The sequence below is a fragment of the Ancylobacter sp. G4_0304 genome, assembly GCF_047501495.1.
Taxonomy (GTDB): domain Bacteria; phylum Pseudomonadota; class Alphaproteobacteria; order Rhizobiales; family Xanthobacteraceae; genus Ancylobacter.
This window is the reverse complement of sequence record NZ_JAZDRM010000045.1, coordinates 1-18,489: the sequence shown is the minus strand read 5'-3', so window position 1 is coordinate 18,489 and position 18,489 is coordinate 1. Positions and strand designations below refer to the sequence as shown.

The 18,489-nt window shown below is 65.5% G+C and carries 16 protein-coding genes; 4 read left to right on the top strand and 12 right to left on the bottom strand.

Going from position 1 to position 18,489, the window contains the following annotated elements:
• Window positions 1–54: 54 nt before the first annotated feature.
• Together VRZ77_RS19490 and VRZ77_RS19485 are read right to left on the bottom strand one after the other, a co-directional pair.
• Window positions 55–747 carry a cysteine hydrolase family protein gene (locus VRZ77_RS19490; protein ID WP_414594240.1) on the bottom strand — a complete coding sequence of 231 codons (693 nt, stop codon included), beginning with the start codon at window positions 745–747 and terminating at the stop codon, window positions 55–57.
• Between the two features lie 178 nt (window positions 748–925).
• Window positions 926–2,083: a hypothetical protein gene (locus VRZ77_RS19485; RefSeq protein ID WP_414594239.1), complete on the bottom strand. Its 1,158-nt coding sequence runs from the start codon at window positions 2,081–2,083 to the stop codon at window positions 926–928.
• Between the two features lie 156 nt (window positions 2,084–2,239).
• On the opposite strand from VRZ77_RS19485, the gene uvrB reads away from it, so the two are divergent.
• Entirely contained in the window at window positions 2,240–4,846 is a 2,607-nt protein-coding gene (gene uvrB / locus VRZ77_RS19480; RefSeq protein ID WP_414594238.1) for an excinuclease ABC subunit UvrB, read from the top strand.
• A gap of 107 nt (window positions 4,847–4,953) precedes the next feature.
• Here the strand turns inward: uvrB and VRZ77_RS19475 are convergent, their stop codons facing one another.
• Entirely contained in the window at window positions 4,954–5,394 is a 441-nt protein-coding gene (locus tag VRZ77_RS19475) for a GNAT family N-acetyltransferase (protein WP_414594237.1), read from the bottom strand.
• A gap of 157 nt (window positions 5,395–5,551) precedes the next feature.
• Here VRZ77_RS19475 and VRZ77_RS19470 point away from each other — a divergent pair, with 157 nt between their 5' ends.
• Window positions 5,552–5,950: a DUF805 domain-containing protein gene (locus VRZ77_RS19470; RefSeq protein ID WP_414594236.1), complete on the top strand. Its 399-nt coding sequence runs from the start codon at window positions 5,552–5,554 to the stop codon at window positions 5,948–5,950.
• 15 nt (window positions 5,951–5,965) lie between these two features.
• Here VRZ77_RS19470 and VRZ77_RS19465 read toward each other — a convergent pair whose 3' ends face one another.
• From VRZ77_RS19465 to VRZ77_RS19455, 3 genes are all read right to left on the bottom strand, one after another.
• Complete coding sequence (locus VRZ77_RS19465) at window positions 5,966–7,072, bottom strand: linear amide C-N hydrolase (protein ID WP_414594235.1); 1,107 nt, start codon at window positions 7,070–7,072, stop codon at window positions 5,966–5,968.
• A 123-nt stretch (window positions 7,073–7,195) separates the two neighbouring features.
• Complete coding sequence (locus tag VRZ77_RS19460) at window positions 7,196–8,275, bottom strand: Tim44 domain-containing protein (RefSeq protein ID WP_414594234.1); 1,080 nt, start codon at window positions 8,273–8,275, stop codon at window positions 7,196–7,198.
• Window positions 8,276–8,466: 191 nt separating this feature from the next.
• A complete protein-coding gene (locus tag VRZ77_RS19455; protein WP_414594233.1) occupies window positions 8,467–8,637 on the bottom strand; it encodes a hypothetical protein in 171 nt (56 codons plus the stop codon).
• A gap of 342 nt (window positions 8,638–8,979) precedes the next feature.
• Between VRZ77_RS19455 and ppc the strand changes: the two genes are divergently transcribed.
• Entirely contained in the window at window positions 8,980–11,766 is a 2,787-nt protein-coding gene (gene ppc / locus VRZ77_RS19450; RefSeq protein WP_414594232.1) for a phosphoenolpyruvate carboxylase, read from the top strand.
• Window positions 11,767–11,787: 21 nt separating this feature from the next.
• On the opposite strand, the gene VRZ77_RS19445 is transcribed toward ppc, so the two are convergent.
• Both VRZ77_RS19445 and VRZ77_RS19440 read right to left on the bottom strand, forming a co-directional pair.
• Complete coding sequence (locus VRZ77_RS19445) at window positions 11,788–12,549, bottom strand: 3-keto-5-aminohexanoate cleavage protein (protein ID WP_414594231.1); 762 nt, start codon at window positions 12,547–12,549, stop codon at window positions 11,788–11,790.
• Window positions 12,550–12,584: 35 nt separating this feature from the next.
• Complete coding sequence (locus VRZ77_RS19440) at window positions 12,585–13,058, bottom strand: YaiI/YqxD family protein (protein WP_414594230.1); 474 nt, start codon at window positions 13,056–13,058, stop codon at window positions 12,585–12,587.
• A gap of 334 nt (window positions 13,059–13,392) precedes the next feature.
• Between VRZ77_RS19440 and ggt the strand changes: the two genes are divergently transcribed.
• Entirely contained in the window at window positions 13,393–15,138 is a 1,746-nt protein-coding gene (ggt, locus tag VRZ77_RS19435; RefSeq protein ID WP_414594229.1) for a gamma-glutamyltransferase, read from the top strand.
• A gap of 45 nt (window positions 15,139–15,183) precedes the next feature.
• Here ggt and VRZ77_RS19430 read toward each other — a convergent pair whose 3' ends face one another.
• The 4 genes from VRZ77_RS19430 to urtD all read right to left on the bottom strand — a co-directional run bounded on the left by VRZ77_RS19430 (window position 15,184) and on the right by urtD (window position 18,444).
• Window positions 15,184–15,552, bottom strand: coding sequence for an FmdB family zinc ribbon protein (locus VRZ77_RS19430; protein ID WP_414594228.1), 369 nt, complete (start codon window positions 15,550–15,552; stop codon window positions 15,184–15,186).
• Window positions 15,553–15,653: 101 nt separating this feature from the next.
• Window positions 15,654–16,889, bottom strand: coding sequence for a formamidase (gene fmdA / locus VRZ77_RS19425; protein ID WP_414594227.1), 1,236 nt, complete (start codon window positions 16,887–16,889; stop codon window positions 15,654–15,656).
• A gap of 84 nt (window positions 16,890–16,973) precedes the next feature.
• Entirely contained in the window at window positions 16,974–17,663 is a 690-nt protein-coding gene (gene urtE / locus VRZ77_RS19420; protein ID WP_414594226.1) for an urea ABC transporter ATP-binding subunit UrtE, read from the bottom strand.
• A 13-nt stretch (window positions 17,664–17,676) separates the two neighbouring features.
• A complete protein-coding gene (gene urtD / locus VRZ77_RS19415) occupies window positions 17,677–18,444 on the bottom strand; it encodes an urea ABC transporter ATP-binding protein UrtD (RefSeq protein ID WP_414594225.1) in 768 nt (255 codons plus the stop codon).
• Between the last annotated feature and the right edge of the window lie 45 nt (window positions 18,445–18,489).

The following is an 18,489-nucleotide window of genomic DNA, read 5'->3' as shown; positions in this document are numbered from 1 at the left end:
GAAGTTCTTCCCCTCGTTATGGATGTGACGCGCACGCGGCAGGCGAAGGCGTGATCAGGCAGCTTTGGCCTTGTTGCCGAGCGCGGCGATCAGCGCCGAGGAATCCGAAACCCATCCGAAGATGCCGCCCTGCGCCTTGATCATCTCAAGGCCTATGCGGTGGAACTCCGGGAAATAGGAGGCGCAGCAATCGGCGAGCGCGACGCAGCGATAGCCGCGGTCATTGCCCTCGCGGATCGTGGTGTGGACACAGACCTCGGTGGTGACGCCGCACACCAGCAGCGTGTCGATGCCGCGGTTCTTGAGCATCAGTTCGAGGTCGGTCTGGTAGAAGGCGCCTTTGCCGGGCTTGTCGAGCACCGGCTCGCCCTCAGTGGGATAAAGCTCCGCGATGATGTCGTGGCCGGGTTCGCCGCGAATGAGGATGCGACCCATCGGACCGGCGCAGCCGATGCGCGCCTTGGGCTCGCCGCGTTCGACCTTGGCCGGCGGCGCGTCCATCATGTCCGGGCGGTGGCCCTCGCGGGTGTGGATGACCAGCATGCCGGCGGCGCGGGCGGCCTTGAGCGCGGCCTTGCACGGCCCAACGGCGGCCTGAAGCAGCGAGACGTCGTTGCCCAGCGTCTCGCCGAAACCGCCCGGCTCCAGGAAGTCGCGCTGCATATCGATGATGACGAGCGCGGTGCGCGTCGGATCGAAGGCGAGTGGGGAAGGTTCGGCGGCAAGCAGGCTATCCGGCATGGGCATCTCCCCGAGGCAAGCATTTTGCCATTGCATGCATTGATGCATGCATCAGGTGTGCCAAAGGAAATGGTGAACTAAGATACTGTTATATATAATTTATTTGTTGTAGAGCATAGGGAGTTTCGTTGGCCGTGTGCCCCATATTTGCTTATTTATTAAGCTTGATGCCGGCGAGACGAATTTAGGTCGCTCCGGCCTTGCCGATTCCGGTCATCGTCTTCGCGGCTTCAGTTGCCGCATTCCTCGTCTCGGTGAGCGCGGTGGTTTCCTTATCTTCTTTCTTTTTCCCTACGGGGGGCGGTTCCAAATCGGTGCCGGCAAGAAGCTCTCCGTCAGGTGCCGAGCAACTGTTGAGCAATGAGCCGGGCGGGATGCCGAGATCGGCGCAGCTTCGCTTGATCATCTCGGCGACCATCTTGAAATGCGATGGTCGCGGCGTCGGATATGCCACCGGGCGCGGATTGGGAGTCTGGGCCGGCCGGCCGAGCGGTGCGATGGCGGTGGGCACTGATGGCGGGGGCGCCGACGTGCCGCCGGTTGTCGCTTCCAGGGAACGTCCGTTCAGGTAGGCGAGCTCGGCTTTCCAGGCCGCCAGGTCCTCGGCGCCACTATCAAAGATGTCACGCAGACGCGCGGTTTGTTCATCGTTGATCTTGGGGTCGTCCAGCCACACGCGAACTTCCAGTTCAATCGAGTCCCGGTACACCGCCCCGACTTCCCGTTGCAATTGAAACGCTTGCTCGCCAATCTGGATAAGCGCCTGTACGGGATCGAGACCGCCGCTGACCACCTTGGTGATGAAGGACTCGCCGTCCTCCATCGAGAGCGAGGCGAGGGCGAGGCTGAACAGGTCTGCTTGCCAGGCGACCATGAGGTCGTCGAAGAACACGCAACCGGTGGGGTCGTGCTCGTTGTACTTTTTGCTGGCGCTTTCCCAGGCTGACCTGGCATTGACCGTTGCCGGCGCTGTCTCTCCGTACAGCCTCACCGCCTCGTTATATGCCGATCTATTCGCGACCACCTGCGTGGTGATTTGTTTCTGTGCTTCGAGCGCAGCCGTATCACGATAGGCGCAGGAATAGGCGGCGGCATAAGAGGTGTTCGCCTGCGATGCGCGCGTCGCGATGATGGTTCGATCCTTGGCCCCGCGCGGTGAGGTAACGCCGATGCGCACCAGCGCCCCCTGCACCACATAGGCACGCAGCACTCTCATTTTCTTGGTGTCGGCACGGATCCAGTATTTGTCCGAGACATAATCCAGATAGCCGCCACGATTGTTGAACTCCTGCTTGAAATATCCACATCCAGATACCGTAAACGCTAACGCAAACGCCACCACGAACCTGTGCGCCCTGCCCATTGTTGCCCCGGAATGCTGGTGTGAAGTCTCTGTGATTGGCGCATCGATTCGCATTTCAATCAACGGTTGAAAGCGTGAAGTTCACAGCCTTCTGCGGCTCTTCCCACCGGCGCCCTTCCACCCCATATTCCGGGCATGGCCAAAGCTGCACGTCCCGGCGGCTTCGGGGAGCGCTCTCAGCGCGCCTTCGAACCCGCGACCTCCGCCACGCTCGATCCCGTCCTCGCCGAGAAGCTCGGCGTGGCGCCGACATCGGGCGCCTCCGCCACCGTCGCCGCGCTCTCGGCGCTGATCGAGAGCGGTCGCGCCGAGGTCGACAATCAGGTGTGGGTGCCGCATCGCCCGTCGCGCCCGGAGAAATCCGAGGGCGGTGTCCGCTTCGAGCTGAAGTCGGACTACACGCCCAATGGCGACCAGCCGCAGGCGATCGAGGAGCTGTGCAAGGCGGCGCAGGAAGGCGAGCGCGACCAGGTGCTGCTGGGCGTCACCGGCTCGGGCAAGACCTTCACCATGGCTAATGTCATCCAGCGCCTGCAGCGCCCGGCGCTGGTGCTGGCGCCGAACAAGACGCTGGCGGCGCAACTCTATGGCGAGTTCAAGAGCTTCTTTCCGGACAACGCGGTCGAGTATTTCGTCTCGTATTACGACTATTATCAGCCGGAAGCCTACGTCCCGCGTACCGACACCTTCATCGAGAAGGAATCCTCGATCAACGAGCAGATCGACCGCATGCGCCACTCGGCGACGCGGGCGCTGCTGGAACGCGACGACGTGATCATCGTCGCCTCGGTGTCCTGTATCTACGGTATCGGCTCGGTCGAGACCTATGCCTCGATGACGCTGAAGATTTCGGTGGGCGAGCGCGTCGACCAGCGCCAGCTCCTCGCCGACCTCGTGGCGTTACAGTTCAAGCGAACCCAGGCCGATTTCGGCCGCGGCACGTTTCGCGTGCGCGGCGATGTGATCGAGATTTTCCCTGCGCACTATGAAGACAGAGCGTGGCGGGTGTCGCTGTTCGGCGACGAGGTGGAGAGCATCCAGGAGTTCGACCCGCTCACCGGGCAGAAGTCGCAGGACCTGAAGTTCGTCAAGCTGTATGCCAATTCGCATTACGTGACGCCGCGCCCGACGCTGATCCAGGCCATCCAGGGCATCAAGGCCGAGCTGAAGATGCGGTTGGACGAGCTGAATGCCATGGGGCGCTATCTGGAGGCGCAGCGGCTGGAGCAGCGCTGCACCTTCGATATCGAGATGATGGAGGCGACGGGTAGCTGCGCCGGCATCGAAAACTATTCGCGCTGGCTCACCGGCCGCCTGCCCGGCGAGCCGCCGCCGACCTTGTTCGAATATGTGCCGGACAATGCGCTGATCTTCTGCGACGAGAGCCATGTCACCGTGCCGCAGATCGGCGCCATGTATCGCGGCGACTTTCGACGCAAGGCAACGCTGGCCGAATATGGCTTCCGCCTGCCGAGCTGCATGGACAACCGCCCGCTGCGCTTCGAAGAATGGGAGGCGATGCGCCCGCAGACGGTCCATGTCTCCGCCACCCCTGGCAAATGGGAGATGGAGCAGACCGGCGGTGTGTTCGTTGAGCAGGTGATCCGCCCGACCGGGCTGGTCGACCCGCCGGTCGAGGTGCGCTCCGCCCGCACGCAGGTCGACGACCTGCTGGGCGAGGTGCGTCAGGTCGCGGCCAAGGGCTATCGCACGCTGGTGACCACGCTGACGAAGCGCATGGCGGAGGATCTGACGGAGTATCTGCACGAGAACGGCATCCGCGTGCGCTACATGCATTCGGATATCGACACCATCGAGCGCATCGAGATCATCCGCGACCTGCGGCTCGGCGCCTTCGATGTGCTGATCGGCATCAACCTGCTGCGCGAGGGACTCGACATCCCGGAATGCGGGCTGGTCGCGATCCTCGACGCCGACAAGGAGGGCTTCCTGCGCTCGGAGACCTCGCTGGTGCAAACCATCGGCCGCGCCGCGCGCAACGTCGACGGCCGGGTGATCCTCTATGCGGACAACATTACCGGCTCGATGGAGCGGGCGATGGCGGAGACGGAACGCCGCCGCGCCAAGCAGATCGCCTGGAACACCGAGCACGGCATCACGCCGGAAAGCGTGCGCAAAGCGATCGGCGACATCCTCAACAGCGTCTATGAGCGCGACCATGTGACGGTGGACAGCGGCTTCGCCGAGGCGCCGGCAGCCTATGGCAATAATCTGGCCGCCGTCATCTCCGACCTTGAGAAGCGCATGCGCGCGGCCGCCGCCGACCTCGATTTCGAGCAGGCGGCGCGGCTACGCGACGAGGTCAAGCGGCTGCAGGCCACTGAACTCGCCATTTCCGATGACCCGCTGGCGCGGCAGGACGCGATCGACGACCGCACGGGCGGCTATCGCGGCGAACGCAAATATGGCCGCGCCGCCAACCTGCCGGAAAAGAGTGGACGGGGCGGCAAGGGGGGTGCCAAGGGGAGCGGAAAATCCGGGTCGCGCTCCTCGCCCGGCCACGTCTCCTCCGGCCATCAGGCGCGGGCCGACGAGGCGCAGGCGGCTTACGACTCCGGCGAGGCCCCGGCGCGCTCGCGTCTGGTCAAGCCCTCGCTCGACGATATGGGACCGGGCACCGATCGTGCGGAGCCACTGGGGCCGGAAGGCTGGACCCGGCCGGAGCGGCCCGACCCGATGACCAAGGGCTATCGTCCCGGCGGCCGGCGCAAGGGGCGGTGACGACGCGGGCATTTGTCCCGTCGCCGTGCTCACCGTCATCCTGAACCGCCGGACGATCACCAAGCCTCGAAGGATGCCGATCCAGAGAGATGGCCCCGGCGGGTGCGTCAGCTTGCGGCGGCGGGAGGTGCCTCGAACGCCTTCTTCAGCCACACGCAGGCATGGCCGGGCGGGAAGTCGGCGATCCGGCCGAATTCCTCATAGCCACGGCGGGTGTAAAAATCCGGCGCCTGGAAGCTGAACGTGTCGACATAGGCGCCGATACAGCCGCGCCGCCGCGCTTCGGCTTCGGCCGCCGCCAGCAGCTTGGCGCCGATCCCCGCGCCGCGCGCGGCCGGTGAGACCCACAGCCAGTCGATGAACAGCCAGCCATAATAGGTGTGGCCGCGCAGGCCGCCCTGGGTGCCGCCCTCTTCGCCGCCGCGGGAGATCACCCACAGCTCGCGCTTGGCTGCCGGGCCGGCCTTGGTGTCGTTGAAGGCGTCCAGTCCCCGGTCGATCAGGGCGCGGACTTCGGGGCCGGGGTTTTCCTCGATGACGATCGGCATTCACCTCTCCAGTCGCCGTTGCGGAACGGTCGGTCGGGACACCTTCTAGCCCGTGGGCGCCGAAGTCCCAAATTCGCCTCATTCCCCAACGTCGCGGAGTGGAATATGTTCGCTGCTGGCGGCCGCGTCCGGCCGTGCAGCGTGCCGGGTGCGTGTCATGACTTTCAGCAGTGCCGTTTCATCCGTTTTGGGCAAGTACGCTACGTTCTCCGGCCGCGCGCCGCGCTCGGAATATTGGTGGTGGGTGCTGTTCACGATCCTGGTGAACTGGGTCGCCACCTTCGTCGACACCTTGCTGTTCGGCGAGTTCTACCTGATGCACTACGAGGAGATTCAGGTCTTCACGCCGATCACCACCCTTATCGGATTGGCGTTGACCCTGCCGTCCATCGCGGTCGGCGCGCGGCGCTTCCACGACCTGCGCCACAGCGGATGGTGGCTGCTGATCGGCCTCACCGGCATCGGCGCGCTGGTCATCTTCTTCTGGTTCATGCGCCGGGGCACGGAAGGCCCGAACCGCTACGGCCCGGACCCTCTGGATCATCGTCCGATCTGACGGCGGGTCGGCCGCTCACTTCGACAGGTCGATGTCGGCAGCCGGCTGGTCGAGCGGGATGAATTTTACCGCCTTGGCATCGAGGTCGAGCTTCGCGAAGTCGAGCTTGCGCGCTGTGGCGTTGGCATAGGTCCAGATCGCGTAGGTGCGGTTCTTCAGATCGGCGATGCCGCTCCATTCGGTGGTCTCGAAGCCAGCGATGCCGCCGCCGGCGCCGCCCGCCACGGTGAGCACCGAGCCGGGCGGGATGTCGAAATTATTGAGGATGTGCCGGGCCGCCGTCACCGCCTGAGCGGTGGTCGGGATCACGGGCATGTTCTGCACGAAATTGAAGGCACGCACGAAGCGGGAGGGCGAGAGCGAATCGCCGGGCATGCCGTGCAGCCCGGCGCCGGTGCTGGGCGCGGCGATGTTCAGATCGCCGACCTTGCGCGCGGCCGGCTCCTTCCCGGAAAGATTGCCATAAAGGCCGAGATTGGCGAGGTGCCAAGGCAGGGCCGGCGCATTGGTCAGAATGGTCGTCGGGTTGTCATACATGTTGAGCTGACCGTCGACATATTCGATGACGAGGCTGCTGCCGCCCGCGTCGTGCAGCGTAACGTGCAGCGGAACCAGGCCCTGGAACGTCGCCTGCGGCGCGTTGGACACCTTGATCTTGGGCAGATTGGCGCGAACCTCCGCGACGGTCGCGAAGCTGGTCAGGATATAGGTCAGCATCTCGAAGGAGGCGATCGAGTTGCCGGCCTCCGAAGGCGCCACATCCTGAAATTTGGCGTAGCCGGGGAAGAACAGCAGGCCGCCGGCGAGACCCTGCTCGTTCATGCCGTCGATGATGATGGGCAGGCCGAGACCGTTGGCGCCGGCCACGCCATACTTGCCGGTCCAAGCCAGACCGCCGCCGCCGGTGCCGTCAGGCGCGGTGCCCTTCATGGCGAAGTTGCGCGGAATGACGAGAAGCTTGGAGTGCAGCGGAAGGCCGAACTCCAGGGTGCGCCCATAGACCTTGCCGCCATCCTGCGCTGTCAGCAGGAAGGAGGTGCAGGCCTGTGCTGCAAGCGGTAACAGGGCAAGCGAACCCGACATCAGCGCTGCGATCGCAACGCGTCCGAAGAGGATGGGCATGGCGTTTTCTCCCCGCCGGCGTGATACCGGCTTGCAGCGCGACTATGGAATGAAACGCCAAGATTGACGATGATCTGTCGCAAGAACGCCCGCCCTTTCGGGGGCGGGCGTTTGAGGGGGAACTCAGGCCTGCTGCAGAGCGCTCAGGCGCCACTCGCCGCCGGGCGGGCGGGTGAAGGTCCAGAACTCGGTCGCCTGCTCCGCGCGGTTCGGATCGCCCTGAACGACGCGGCCGGTCGCGGTCTCGACGATCACGTCCTTCATCTCGTAGCGCATGGCGACGGTGGCGTAATCGGCGGAACCCTCATTCCACGCTTCCGAGAGGTCGCCCTGGAGCAGCTTAACGTCGGAGAGCCGGTTCTCCAGCCCGTCGCGGGCCAGTTCGTCCAGTTCGTCGCCGATGTAGGAGGCCATTTCCGGGGTCAGCAGACGCTCCAGCGTGGCGCGGTCATTGGCGCCATAGGCGGTCTGGATCTCTCTCAACAGCTTCTCGAAGCTATCGAAATCCGAACCCTGAAGCTTCAGCGGACGCCCGCGCGGTGCCGAGCCGAACCCAAACCCGCCGCGCGGTGCTGTAGATGCCGCCGCAGTCTCACCGCCGCTGGAACCGGGCGTGGAGGTGCCGTCCAGCGCGGAACGCTTCATGGGATCGGGGCGCGGCCCGCCGGCATAGGACGGCTGGTTGCGCGAGCGCATCCAGCCCATGACGAGGCGCACCACGATCACGATCAATGCGATCTGAAGCAGCAGGCCGAGTATGCCGGAAAGGCTGCCGAGGCCAGAGAAGAAGCCAGAACCCATGAGCAGACCGAACAGCCCGGCACCGAGCAAGCCACCCATCAACCCGCCCATGAAGCCGGGCCGGTTGAAGAAGCCACCGGTCTGGGCGCCGGGCGCGCGAGCGCCGGCGGTGGGCGCGGTTGCGCTGGGCTGGGTCATGGAACGCTGGATAGGCTGGGCGCTGGGCGCGGTCGGGGTGGGCGCCGGCGTCGACCAGGTGCGCGCGCCGCGGCTGCCCATGCTGCCGCTGCGGCCGAGCCGCGCTTCGGCGAAATCGGTGGCGATGAGGCTACCGGCCATAAGCACGGCGGTGACAACCGCCAGCCGGGCGATGATCCGCCGCACGGAACCACGCGCAGCGGCACAATGCTCGCCCGCCGCACGCTCTGCCTTGGCCGGGCGCAAACGCAAAGTCCTGAACATGTCTCTCCCAATCGCATATTGAGCGCGCAATCTTGATGCCGCTACGTAAGCGATATGGGGCCTCCTATCCCGTTTGTCACCGGCGGAACTCAGCATTGCCGGACCGGAGCCCGGCAAAGTCTTCGCACGGCTGGCGCGCGGCGCCATCACAAATCCGTGGGCGCCGTCCGGTCGCGGGCCTTGGCGGCCAGTCAGAAACCGAGACGCGACTCAATCGCGGCGATGGAGCCGGTCGGGGCGTTCGCAGCCATGGCTACCTTTTTTTCCGGCGAGGTGGCCACGTCGGCCGGACGCTGGGCGGCCATGAACTTGGAGGTGCTGGACTGAAGCGCGGCCGGCATGGGGGCCTCGGCGCGGTTCATGGGGGTAGGCATCGTACTGTCCTTCCTGATACGCGGTACGCGTTCGTCACTTGCCGGCACGGCCGGCATTTAGGCGGTAGGCACAACCGGATCACCGATTTTGCGCAGACGTTTATGAACGAACTGCGCTGAATCATCGCTGAGCGACCCGTTCATGTTCGCGGGGATTTCGTTCAGAATCGCGGCGGCCGTGGGGCAAAGAGGCGAAAAGGGCCGGGTGTGGCTCTGCGGCCTCACTTTTTGCCGTTCCGGTATCCCGGTCCCTGTCCGGGCGAGCCGGCCGTCTGCCCGACGGCATGCTAATTGCTAAGTTGCCTATTAAGTCCACGGGAGCGTATCGCCATGACCCTTGCCCTCACCATCGCCCACCCCGAACCCGAGATCGATGTGGAAGGCGAGTCCGACGTCTCGCTGCGCGACGACATCCGCATGCTCGGCCGGGTGCTCGGCGACACGCTGAGGGATCAGGAGGGCGAGCCGACCTTCGATCTGGTGGAGTTGATCCGGCGCGTCTCCACCCGATTCCACCGCGAGGAGGACGAGGGCGCGCGGCAGGAGCTGGAGGCGATCCTCAGCGAGCTGGGGCCGGACCAGACCATCGCCATCGTCCGCGCCTTCTCCTATTTCTCGCACCTCGCCAACATCGCCGAGGACCAGCACGTCATCCGCCGCAAGCGCCAGCTTTCGGCCACGGGCCAGGGCGCGCAGCCGGGGACGATCGCCAAGGCGGTGGAGCGTTCGCTGGCGGCCGGCATCGACATTGCCGGGCTTCGCCGCTTCTTCGACACCGCGCTCGCCAGCCCGGTCCTGACCGCCCACCCGACCGAGGTGCGCCGGCGCTCGACCATGACGCACGAGATGCGGATCGCGGAAATCCTGGCCGAGCGGGACCGGCTGACGCCCACGCCCGAGGAACAGGCCGACGCCGAGGAGGAGCTGCGTTACCGTGTGCTGACGCTGTGGCAGACCAACCTGCTGCGCAAGACCAAGCTGACCGTGCTCGACGAGGTGGCCAACGGCCTCGCCTATTACGACTACACCTTCCTGCGCCAGCTGCCCCGGCTCTATGCCGCTCTGGAGGACAGCCTCGCCGCGCTGGAGGGCGGGGAGGGCGCAGAAGTCGCCTCGTTCCTGCGCGTGGGAAGCTGGATCGGCGGCGACCGCGACGGCAATCCGTTCGTTACTGCGGAGGTGACGGCGCAGACCATGCGTCTGCAAAGCGCCGTGGCCATTCAGTTCTATCTCGACGAGCTGCACGCGCTGGGCGCCGATCTCTCGATCAGCACCATCCGCGTCGATGTCTCCGACGAATTGCTGGCGCTGGTGGATTCCTCGCCCGACGGCTCGCCGCATCGGCGCAACGAGCCTTATCGCCTCGCCGCCGGCGGCATTCGTGAGCGGGTGCGCGCTACGGCATTCCGGCTGGAAGTGGCCGATCTGGTCGGCATTACCGAGAAGCCGGCGGCCAAGCCCTATGACAGCGCTGCCGAGCTACTCGCCGATCTCGACATCATCGGCCGCTCGCTGAAGCTGCACAAATCCGGCGCCATCGCGCGCGGCAAGCTGCGAGCCCTGCGCCGCGCCGTGGATTGCTTCGGCTTTCACCTCGCCATTCTGGATTCGCGCCAGAATTCGGATGTGCACGAGCGCTGCATCGCCGAGCTGTTCGAGGTGGCAGCGCCCGGCACAGACTACAAGAACCAGCCGGAAGGCACGCGGGTGGCGCTGCTGCTGCGCGAACTGACCACGGCGCGCCCGCTCACCTCGCCCTTCGTCGCCTACTCGGACGAAACTGTGGGCGAGATGGACATGCTGCGCACCTGCGCCCGCATCCACAGGATTTACGGGCCCGAGGCTATCCAGACCTGCATCATCTCCAAGGCCGAGGGCGTCTCGGACATGCTGGAGCTGGCGCTGCTGCTCAAGGAGGTCGGCCTCGTCGATCCGGTCGGCACCGCGGCGGTAAATATCGTGCCGCTGTTCGAGACCATCGGTGACCTGCGCAATTCGGCGAAGGTGATGGAGCAGATGTTCCGCCTGCCCGAATACCGCAAGCTGGTGGAAAGCCGAGGCGGCATGCAGGAGGTGATGCTCGGCTATTCGGACTCCAACAAGGATGGCGGCTTCGTCACCTCGGGCTGGGAGCTCTACAAGGCCGAGATCGAGCTGATCGAGGTGTTCAAGCGCCATGGCGTGCGGCTGCGGCTGTTCCACGGCCGTGGCGGATCGGTGGGCCGTGGCGGCGGGCCGAGCTACGACGCCATCCTCGCCCAGCCCGGCGGGGCGGTGCAGGGCGCGATCCGCATCACCGAGCAGGGCGAGATCATCTCCTCCAAATATTCCAACCCGGCGGTGGGGCGCGGCAATCTGGAGACGCTGGCGGCGGCGACCATCGAGGCGACGCTGCTGTCCGGCGACGCCAAGGCTCCGCGCGAGAAGTACCTCACCGTGATGGACGAGCTCTCCAACGCCGCCTTCGCGGCCTATCGCTCGCTGGTCTACGAGACCCCGCGCTTCGAGGACTATTTCTGGGAATCCACCGTCATCAACGAGATCGCGACGCTGAATATCGGCTCGCGCCCGGCTTCGCGTAAGAAGACGCGGCGGATCGACGACCTGCGCGCGATTCCTTGGGTGTTCTCCTGGGCGCAGTGTCGGCTGATGCTGCCGGGCTGGTACGGCTTCGGCACGGCGGTGCGGCTATGGCTGGAGAAGAACCCAGATGGGCTGCCGCTGCTTCAGGAAATGTACCGCGAGTGGCCGTTCTTCCGCACCCAGCTCTCCAACATGGACATGGTGCTCTCCAAGAGCTCCATCGCCATCGCCTCGCGCTATGCGCAGCTGGTGGAGGATGTGGAACTGCGCGAGAGCATTTTCGGGCGTATCCGCGCCGAGCATCAGGCGTCGATCGACGCGCTGCTGGAGATTTCCCAGCAGGAGAAGCTGCTGGCGTCCAACCCGCAGCTCGATCGCTCGATCCGCGCCCGCTTCCCCTATATCGACCCGCTGAATCATGTTCAGGTCGGGCTGCTGAGGAAGTACCGCGCCAATGACACCGACGAGAAGGTGCTTCAGGGCATCCAGTTGACGATCAACGGGATTTCGGCCGGGCTGCGCAACTCGGGGTAGGCGACCGAAGTGGGGCTGGCGTCAGGCCCCACCCACCGTTGGCGCGGCTTCCGGGGCGAGGTTCGGCGGCACGCGGGCCATGACGAAAGCGGCCTTTATCAGGGCCGCGTTGTCCGCCGCTTCCGAGCCGTCCGGCAGGTATTTGCCATCTTCCAGGCCGATCCGGCTGTCGAGACCGCGCAGCAGCGCGTCGCGGTAGAGCGGCCATTTGGTGACGTCTAGCCCGTGCTGAAGCACCGGCACATCGAGGCTCGCGGCCGCCAGCAGCTTGCGGATGTCCGCGGCGACCGCGAGCCCTTCGGCCTCGTCCTGCTCGTTGATCTCGATGAGGATGCGCAGGATTTGACGGGCTTGCGGCAGGCTGATCAGCCGCTCGGCATCGGCGGCCGACCACAGCCCGGCCTCAATGCCGATGCCGCGTTCCATCGCCAGCGCAATCACCTCCGGCGCGTCCTCCTCGATAAGGTTGACCGAGACGTAATCCGGCAACTCGGTCCAGGCGCGCATAGCCGCCAGCCGTCCGGCGCCGCCCGGTGCGATGCGGGCATGAGTCGAGAGCCCGATCGGCACGCCCGGCACCCGCGCGCGCACGGCTTGAAGCGCCTCGGCAACGATCGCCGCGTCCAGCGTTTCCCGGCCCTCGGCGTCGCGCGGGTGAATGTGCAGTTCGCTCGCCCCGGCGGCGATGGCGGCGGCGGCGTCGGAGGCCAGCTCCGCGGCCGAACACGGGGTATGCGGGTGGAAATCCTTGGAGCGGGAGCCGTTCAGGCAGGCCTGGAGCATGCGCGTGATCCTTTGGGTCGTGTCGTCGTGGTCCTTCAACCGCCAAGGAAGCCTTTTCGTTTCAGCCGCATGACCGCGCGCTCCATCGCCTGAAGGAATTCCGAGCGGTCGCGTGGGCCGAAGGGGCGGGGTCCCCCGGTGATCTCGCCGGCCTCGCGCAGATCCTGCATCAGGTTGCGGGTGGCGAGCTGCATGCCGATGCTGGAAGCGGTGAAGGGCTTGCCATTGGGGGCCAGAACTTCCGCGCCCTTCGCGACTGTGCGCGCGGCCAACGGCACGTCGGCGGTGATGACGATATCGCCCTCGACGGCGCGCTCGGCGATCCAGTCATCCGCGACGTCCGGGCCGGCCTCGACGATCACCCGCTCGATATCGAGGCCATAGGGCGTGGCAATGAAGCTGTTGGCAACGAGGAACACCTTGAGGCGGTGACGCTCGGCGACGCGATAGGCCTCGTTCTTCACCGGGCAGGCATCGGCGTCGATATAGATGAGGATCGGTTTCGACAAGGTATTCCGGAAGGGCTGGAGCGTTGAGCCAAGAAAGAAGGGCTGCCCTTGCGGACAGCCCTTCCCATGTCAGACCGCGGTCCGGTCAGGGTGCTGCCTATTGGCAGCGCGACGTTGTCGCATCACGCAGCACGGACCTCGAAAGAGGCAAGCGTCCAGGTCACGGATACCGACGACCGCAGATCAAGACGATCAGACACTGGATCACCTCCTTTCAATTGTTGACGACAACATCAGATTACGCCGATTCGCGCCGACGTCATCCCCCCATAGAGACCGCGCGTTCACTTCCCGTTACGGTGTGACATGTTTGGCGCGAGCGGGGAGGGAGACAATGAGGCTTAGCGCGTTATGTCTGCTGGCTTTTCTGGCTCTGTCCGCGCCAGCCGGCGCGCAGCAGGCCGCCGATGCGCAGGCGCCCGAGGCCGCCGGCACGATCGCGGGGGCCGGCACGGTCACCGCACGGCACTGGATGGTCGCGGCGGCCAATCCGCTGGCGGCGCAGGCGGGGGCGCAGATGCTCCGCGGGGGTGGGAGCGCGGTCGATGCGATGATCGCGACGCAGCTCGTGCTCGGGCTGGTCGAGCCGCAATCCTCCGGCCTCGGCGGCGGGGCGTTCCTCGTCTACTGGGACCAGGCTGGGGGCCGGCTCACCAGCTATGACGGCCGCGAGACCGCTCCGATGGCGGCGACGCCGACGCTGTTCCAGAACGCTTCCGGCGAGCCGCTTGGCTTCATGGAGGCGGTGGTGGGCGGGCTCTCGGTCGGGACGCCCGCGATTCCGCGCCTCATGGAAGACGTGCATCGCCGCCATGGCCGGCTCGCCTGGGCGCGGCTGTTCGATCCGGCTATCGCGCTGGCGGAGAACGGCTTTTCGGTGTCGCCGCGTCTTGCCGGGCTGATCGCGCAGGATGCGGGACTGAAGCGCATGCCGGGGACGCGCGATTATTTCTTCACACCCGACGGCGCGCCGCTGGCGGCCGGCAGCTTGCTCAAGAACCCGGCCTATGCCGCGACGTTGCGGCTGCTGGCGCGGGAGGGGGCCGGTGCGTTCTACCGGGGCGAACTCGCGGCCGACATCGTGCGCACGGTTCGCGGGGCGCCGGGCAATCCGGGGGTGCTGGCGATGAAGGACCTTGCGACCTATCGGGTGAAGGAGCGGGAGCCGGTCTGCGTGCCCTATCGCGGATATGACGTCTGCGGCATGGGGCCGCCGAGCTCCGGCGCGCTCACGCTCGGGCAGATTTTCGGCATGCTGGAATCCTATGATATCAAGGGCTTGGGGCCGGATTCACCGGAGGCGTGGCGGCTGATTGCGGATGCCTCGCGCCTCGCCTTTGCCGATCGTGGGCGCTACATGGCGGATGAAGATTTCGTGCCGATGCCGACCAAGGGGTTGGTGGCGCACGACTATCTCAAAAGCCGCGGTGAACTGCTGCGCGGCGACGACGCGTTGCCGGAAGTCGCGCCCGGCCGCCCGAAATGGGACCATGCGCGGCTTGATTATGCCGATGATTCCGCGCTGGAACTGCCCTCGACCACGCAGATTTCCATCGTGGACGGGGAGGGCAATGTGCTGTCCATGACCTCGACCATCGAGAACGCCTTCGGCTCGCGGCTGATGGTCGGCGGGTTCCTGCTCAATAATGAGCTGACGGATTTTTCCTTTAAAAGCCAAGACGATGGCGTCCCGGTTGCCAATCGCGTGGAGCCGGGAAAAAGGCCGCGTTCTTCGATGGCGCCGACCATCGTGATGAAGGACGGGCGGCCGGTTCTGGCGCTGGGCTCGCCCGGTGGCAGCCAGATCATCGGCTATGTGGCCAAGACGCTGATCGCCCATCTCGACTGGGGCATGGACCTGTCGCAAGCCATTGCCAGTCCTAATGTTCTGGCGCGCTTCGATGCGGTGGAGATCGAGGAGGGGACGGCGGCGGTGCGCCTCGCTCCGGCTCTGGAGGCGCTCGGCTTCACGGTGAAGCAGGCGCCGATGACCTCGGGTGTGCAGGCCATCGGGATCACGCCGGAGGGGCTGACCGGGGCCGCCGATCCGCGCCGGGAAGGCGTCGCGATCGGCCAATAAGGACGCGCCGACGTCGGCGCATCGGCGCTTCCGGACGCCGCGCCCTCAGTGGCTGATCATCCACGGGCGGGCGGAGGGGAAGCTCTTGGCGCCCGACGCCGAGGTGGCGGTGCGATTCTTCTTCGAGCGGCTTTTCATGCCGCCCGAGCAGCAGGAGCAGTTCGAGGCGTGCTTCACGCGCTCCTGCTTCTCCTTATAGGCGTCGACGCTCATCGGATTATGCCGCGCGCTCTCATTGGTGGAGTGGGCGATGCGGTTTTCGCGCGAGAGGCCGGAGAAATGGGGGGCGGTGAGCATCACGCGCGGGGCCATCGCCCCGCAATCCGGGCAGGGCTGGGGCGCCTGATATTCGCTCATCGGCCGAAGCTCGGTGAAGTCGCCGCAGCTGTCGCACATATATTCATAGACGGGCATGGCGTTTTTCCTTCGGGCTGTTGAGCCCCGACCTTGGGCGTTTCCTCAAGAACCGCGGGACGGCAGTTGAGCCGTCCCGCGCACCGGACAATTACGGGGGGTCAAAGGTCCGGCGAGATCGGCATGTCGATCGACCCGTCAATGAACTTGGTCGGACCGGCAGCCGAGGGCTTGATGTCGAAATCGAAGATTTCCGTGGGCAGCCACAGCGTGGCGCAGGAGTTCGGGATGTCGACGACACCCGAGAAATGGCCCTGCACCGGCGCGACGCCCAGGATGGAGTGCGCCTGCGCGCCCGAATAGCCGAACTTCTTCATGTATTCGATGGCGTTCAGGCAGGCCTGACGATAGGCGACATTGGCGTCCAGATAGTGCTGGGTGCCGCTCTCATCGACCGAAATGCCCTCGAAGATCAGATAGTCCTTGTAGTTCGGCGTGATCGGCGACGGCTTGAAGATCGGGTTTTTGATCCCGTACATCTCCATGCCGTTCTTGATCAGGTCGACCTTGATGTGCAGCCACGCCCCGAACATTTCGATGGCGCCGCAGAAGGTGATTTCGCCGTCGCCCTGGGAGAAGTGCATGTCGCCCATGGAGAGGCCGGCGCCGTCGACATAGACCGGGAAGTAGATCTTGGAGCCGCGCGACAGGTCCTTGATGTCGCAATTGCCGCCATGCTCGCGGGGCGGCACGGTGCGGGCGCCTTCGGCCGCGACCTTGTCCCAGGCGTCGCCCTTGGCGAGCTTGCCCAGATGTGCGGTCTTGGCGAAGGGCGGGTTCGCGAGCGGGGGCACGCGGGTCGGGTTGGTGTCGATCAGCGCCTGCTCGCGGGAATTCCAGGTGTCGAGCAGCTTCTGCGAGGGCAGGGTGCCGATCAGGCCGGGATGGATCAGGCCGGCAAAGCCGACGCCGGGGACGTGGCGCGAGCGCGTGAACATGCCCTCGTAATGCCAGATCGACTTCTGGGCGAGCGGGAAGTGGTCCGTCAGGAAGCCGCCGCCGTTCTTCTTGGAGAAGAAGCCGTTGAAGCCCCATTCATGGCCCTTGAGCGTGCCGGCATCGAGGATGTCGACCACCAGCAGGTCGCCGGGCTTGGCGCCCTTCACGCCGATCGGGCCGGAGAGATAGTGCACCGTCGACAGGTCGACGTCGCGGATGTCGTCGGCGGAATCATTGTTGGCGATCGCGCCGCCGGTCCAGTCGACGGTCTCGACCAGGAAGTCGGCGCCGGGCTCGACCCAGGTGGCGATCGGAATATCCGGGTGCCAGCGATTGTGCAGGAACTCGTTTTCCGTGGCCGGCTTGGAAAGATCGACCGAGATCAATGTTTCAGGCATCGCTAACTCCATTTCCCCCTTGGGCACAGTTGGGCAGGCGGAACCGGACCGGGATCTGCCGGGCCGGAAGAACGTAGCCGGCGGTCAGACCGACAGGAAGCGGGCGACCTTGGCCTCGTCGACATCGGCGCGCAGGTCCTCATGGACGATCTCGCCGTTCTCGATGACCAGCACGCGGTCGGCGATGTCGAGCGCGAAGGACAGCACCTGCTCGGAGACCACGATGGACAGGCCGCGCTCGTCGCGGATGCGCTTCAGCGTGCGCGCCATCTCGCGGATGATCGAGGGCTGGATGCCTTCGGTCGGCTCGTCGAGCAGCAGCACCTTGGGCGCGGTGGCGAGCGCGCGGGCGATGGCGAGCTGCTGCTGCTGGCCGCCGGACAGATTGCCGCCGCGCCGGCCCTTCATTTCCAGCAGCACCGGGAACAGCTCGTAGAGGTCCGGCGGGACCTTGGTGGCGCCGCGCGGGATGAGGCCGGTCTCGATGTTCTCCTGCACCGTCATGGTGGAGAAGATCATGCGGCCCTGCGGCACATAGGCGACGCCCTTGGCGACGCGCTCATAGCTCTTGAGCCTGGTGATGTCGGAATCCCCGACCGAGACCGAGCCGCTTTTCGTCGGCACGATGCCCATGAGCGACTTCATGAGCGTGGTCTTGCCCATGCCGTTGCGGCCCATGATGGCGATGATCTCGTTGGGGGCGACCTTGAAGTCGAGCCCGTGGAGCACTTCGCTCTCGCCGTAGGAGACGTGCAGATCGGAGACGTTCAGCATGATCCGCCCTTCCTCAATGGCCGAGATAGACTTCGATGACCTTGGGGTCCGCCTGGACCTTGGCCATGGAGCCTTCCGAAAGGATCTTGCCCTGGTGCAGCACCGTCACCTTGTGGGCGATGTCCTCGACGAACTTCATGTCGTGCTCGATCACGATCACCGAGCGGTCCTTGATGATGGTGTTGAGCAGCTCGGCGGTCTTCTTGCGCTCGGACACGCTCATGCCGGCGACCGGCTCGTCGAGCATCAGGAGTTCGGGGTCCTGGATCAGCAGCATGCCGATCTCCAGCCACTGCTTCTGGCCGTGGGAGAGATATTCGGCGCGCTGGTCGAGCTGGTCGGCGAGGAAGATGGTCTCCGCCACTTCCTGCACCCGGCCCTTTACCGCGGCATCGCGCCGGAAGGTGAGGGCGCCCACCACGGAGCGGCCCTTGGGATAGGAGATTTCCAGATTCTCGAAGACGGTGAGGTCTTCATAGATCGAGGGGTTCTGGAACTTGCGGCCCACCCCGGCGCGCACGATCTCGTGCTCCTTCATGGTGGTCAGCTCGCGGTCCTTGAAGCGGATCGAGCCGGTGGTCGCCTTGGTGCGCCCGCAGATCAGGTCGAGCACCGTGGTCTTGCCGGCCCCGTTGGGGCCGATGATCACGCGGATCTCGTTCTCGTCGACATAGAAGGACAGGTCGTTGACCGCCTTGAAGCCGTCGAAGGAGACCGTGAGGCCTTCCACCGCGAGGACGAAGTCCTTGTTCATCTGGTCGGTGATGACTTGCGTGTTCATGGGGAGGCCCTCACTCGGCGGCGGCGGGGGCGACGGGCCCGGAGG

Coding starts and splice junctions, on each gene's coding strand:
- VRZ77_RS19490 (WP_414594240.1), bottom strand. CDS start 747: ATGCCCATGCCGGATAGCCTGCTTGCCGCCGAACCTTCCCCACTCGCC.
- uvrB (WP_414594238.1), top strand. CDS start 2,240: ATGGCCAAAGCTGCACGTCCCGGCGGCTTCGGGGAGCGCTCTCAGCGC.
- VRZ77_RS19475 (WP_414594237.1), bottom strand. CDS start 5,394: ATGCCGATCGTCATCGAGGAAAACCCCGGCCCCGAAGTCCGCGCCCTG.
- VRZ77_RS19470 (WP_414594236.1), top strand. CDS start 5,552: ATGACTTTCAGCAGTGCCGTTTCATCCGTTTTGGGCAAGTACGCTACG.
- VRZ77_RS19465 (WP_414594235.1), bottom strand. CDS start 7,072: ATGCCCATCCTCTTCGGACGCGTTGCGATCGCAGCGCTGATGTCGGGT.
- VRZ77_RS19460 (WP_414594234.1), bottom strand. CDS start 8,275: ATGTTCAGGACTTTGCGTTTGCGCCCGGCCAAGGCAGAGCGTGCGGCG.
- VRZ77_RS19455 (WP_414594233.1), bottom strand. CDS start 8,637: ATGAACCGCGCCGAGGCCCCCATGCCGGCCGCGCTTCAGTCCAGCACC.
- ppc (WP_414594232.1), top strand. CDS start 8,980: ATGACCCTTGCCCTCACCATCGCCCACCCCGAACCCGAGATCGATGTG.
- VRZ77_RS19445 (WP_414594231.1), bottom strand. CDS start 12,549: ATGCTCCAGGCCTGCCTGAACGGCTCCCGCTCCAAGGATTTCCACCCG.
- ggt (WP_414594229.1), top strand. CDS start 13,393: ATGAGGCTTAGCGCGTTATGTCTGCTGGCTTTTCTGGCTCTGTCCGCG.
- VRZ77_RS19430 (WP_414594228.1), bottom strand. CDS start 15,552: ATGCCCGTCTATGAATATATGTGCGACAGCTGCGGCGACTTCACCGAG.
- fmdA (WP_414594227.1), bottom strand. CDS start 16,889: ATGCCTGAAACATTGATCTCGGTCGATCTTTCCAAGCCGGCCACGGAA.
- urtE (WP_414594226.1), bottom strand. CDS start 17,663: ATGCTGAACGTCTCCGATCTGCACGTCTCCTACGGCGAGAGCGAAGTG.
- urtD (WP_414594225.1), bottom strand. CDS start 18,444: ATGAACACGCAAGTCATCACCGACCAGATGAACAAGGACTTCGTCCTC.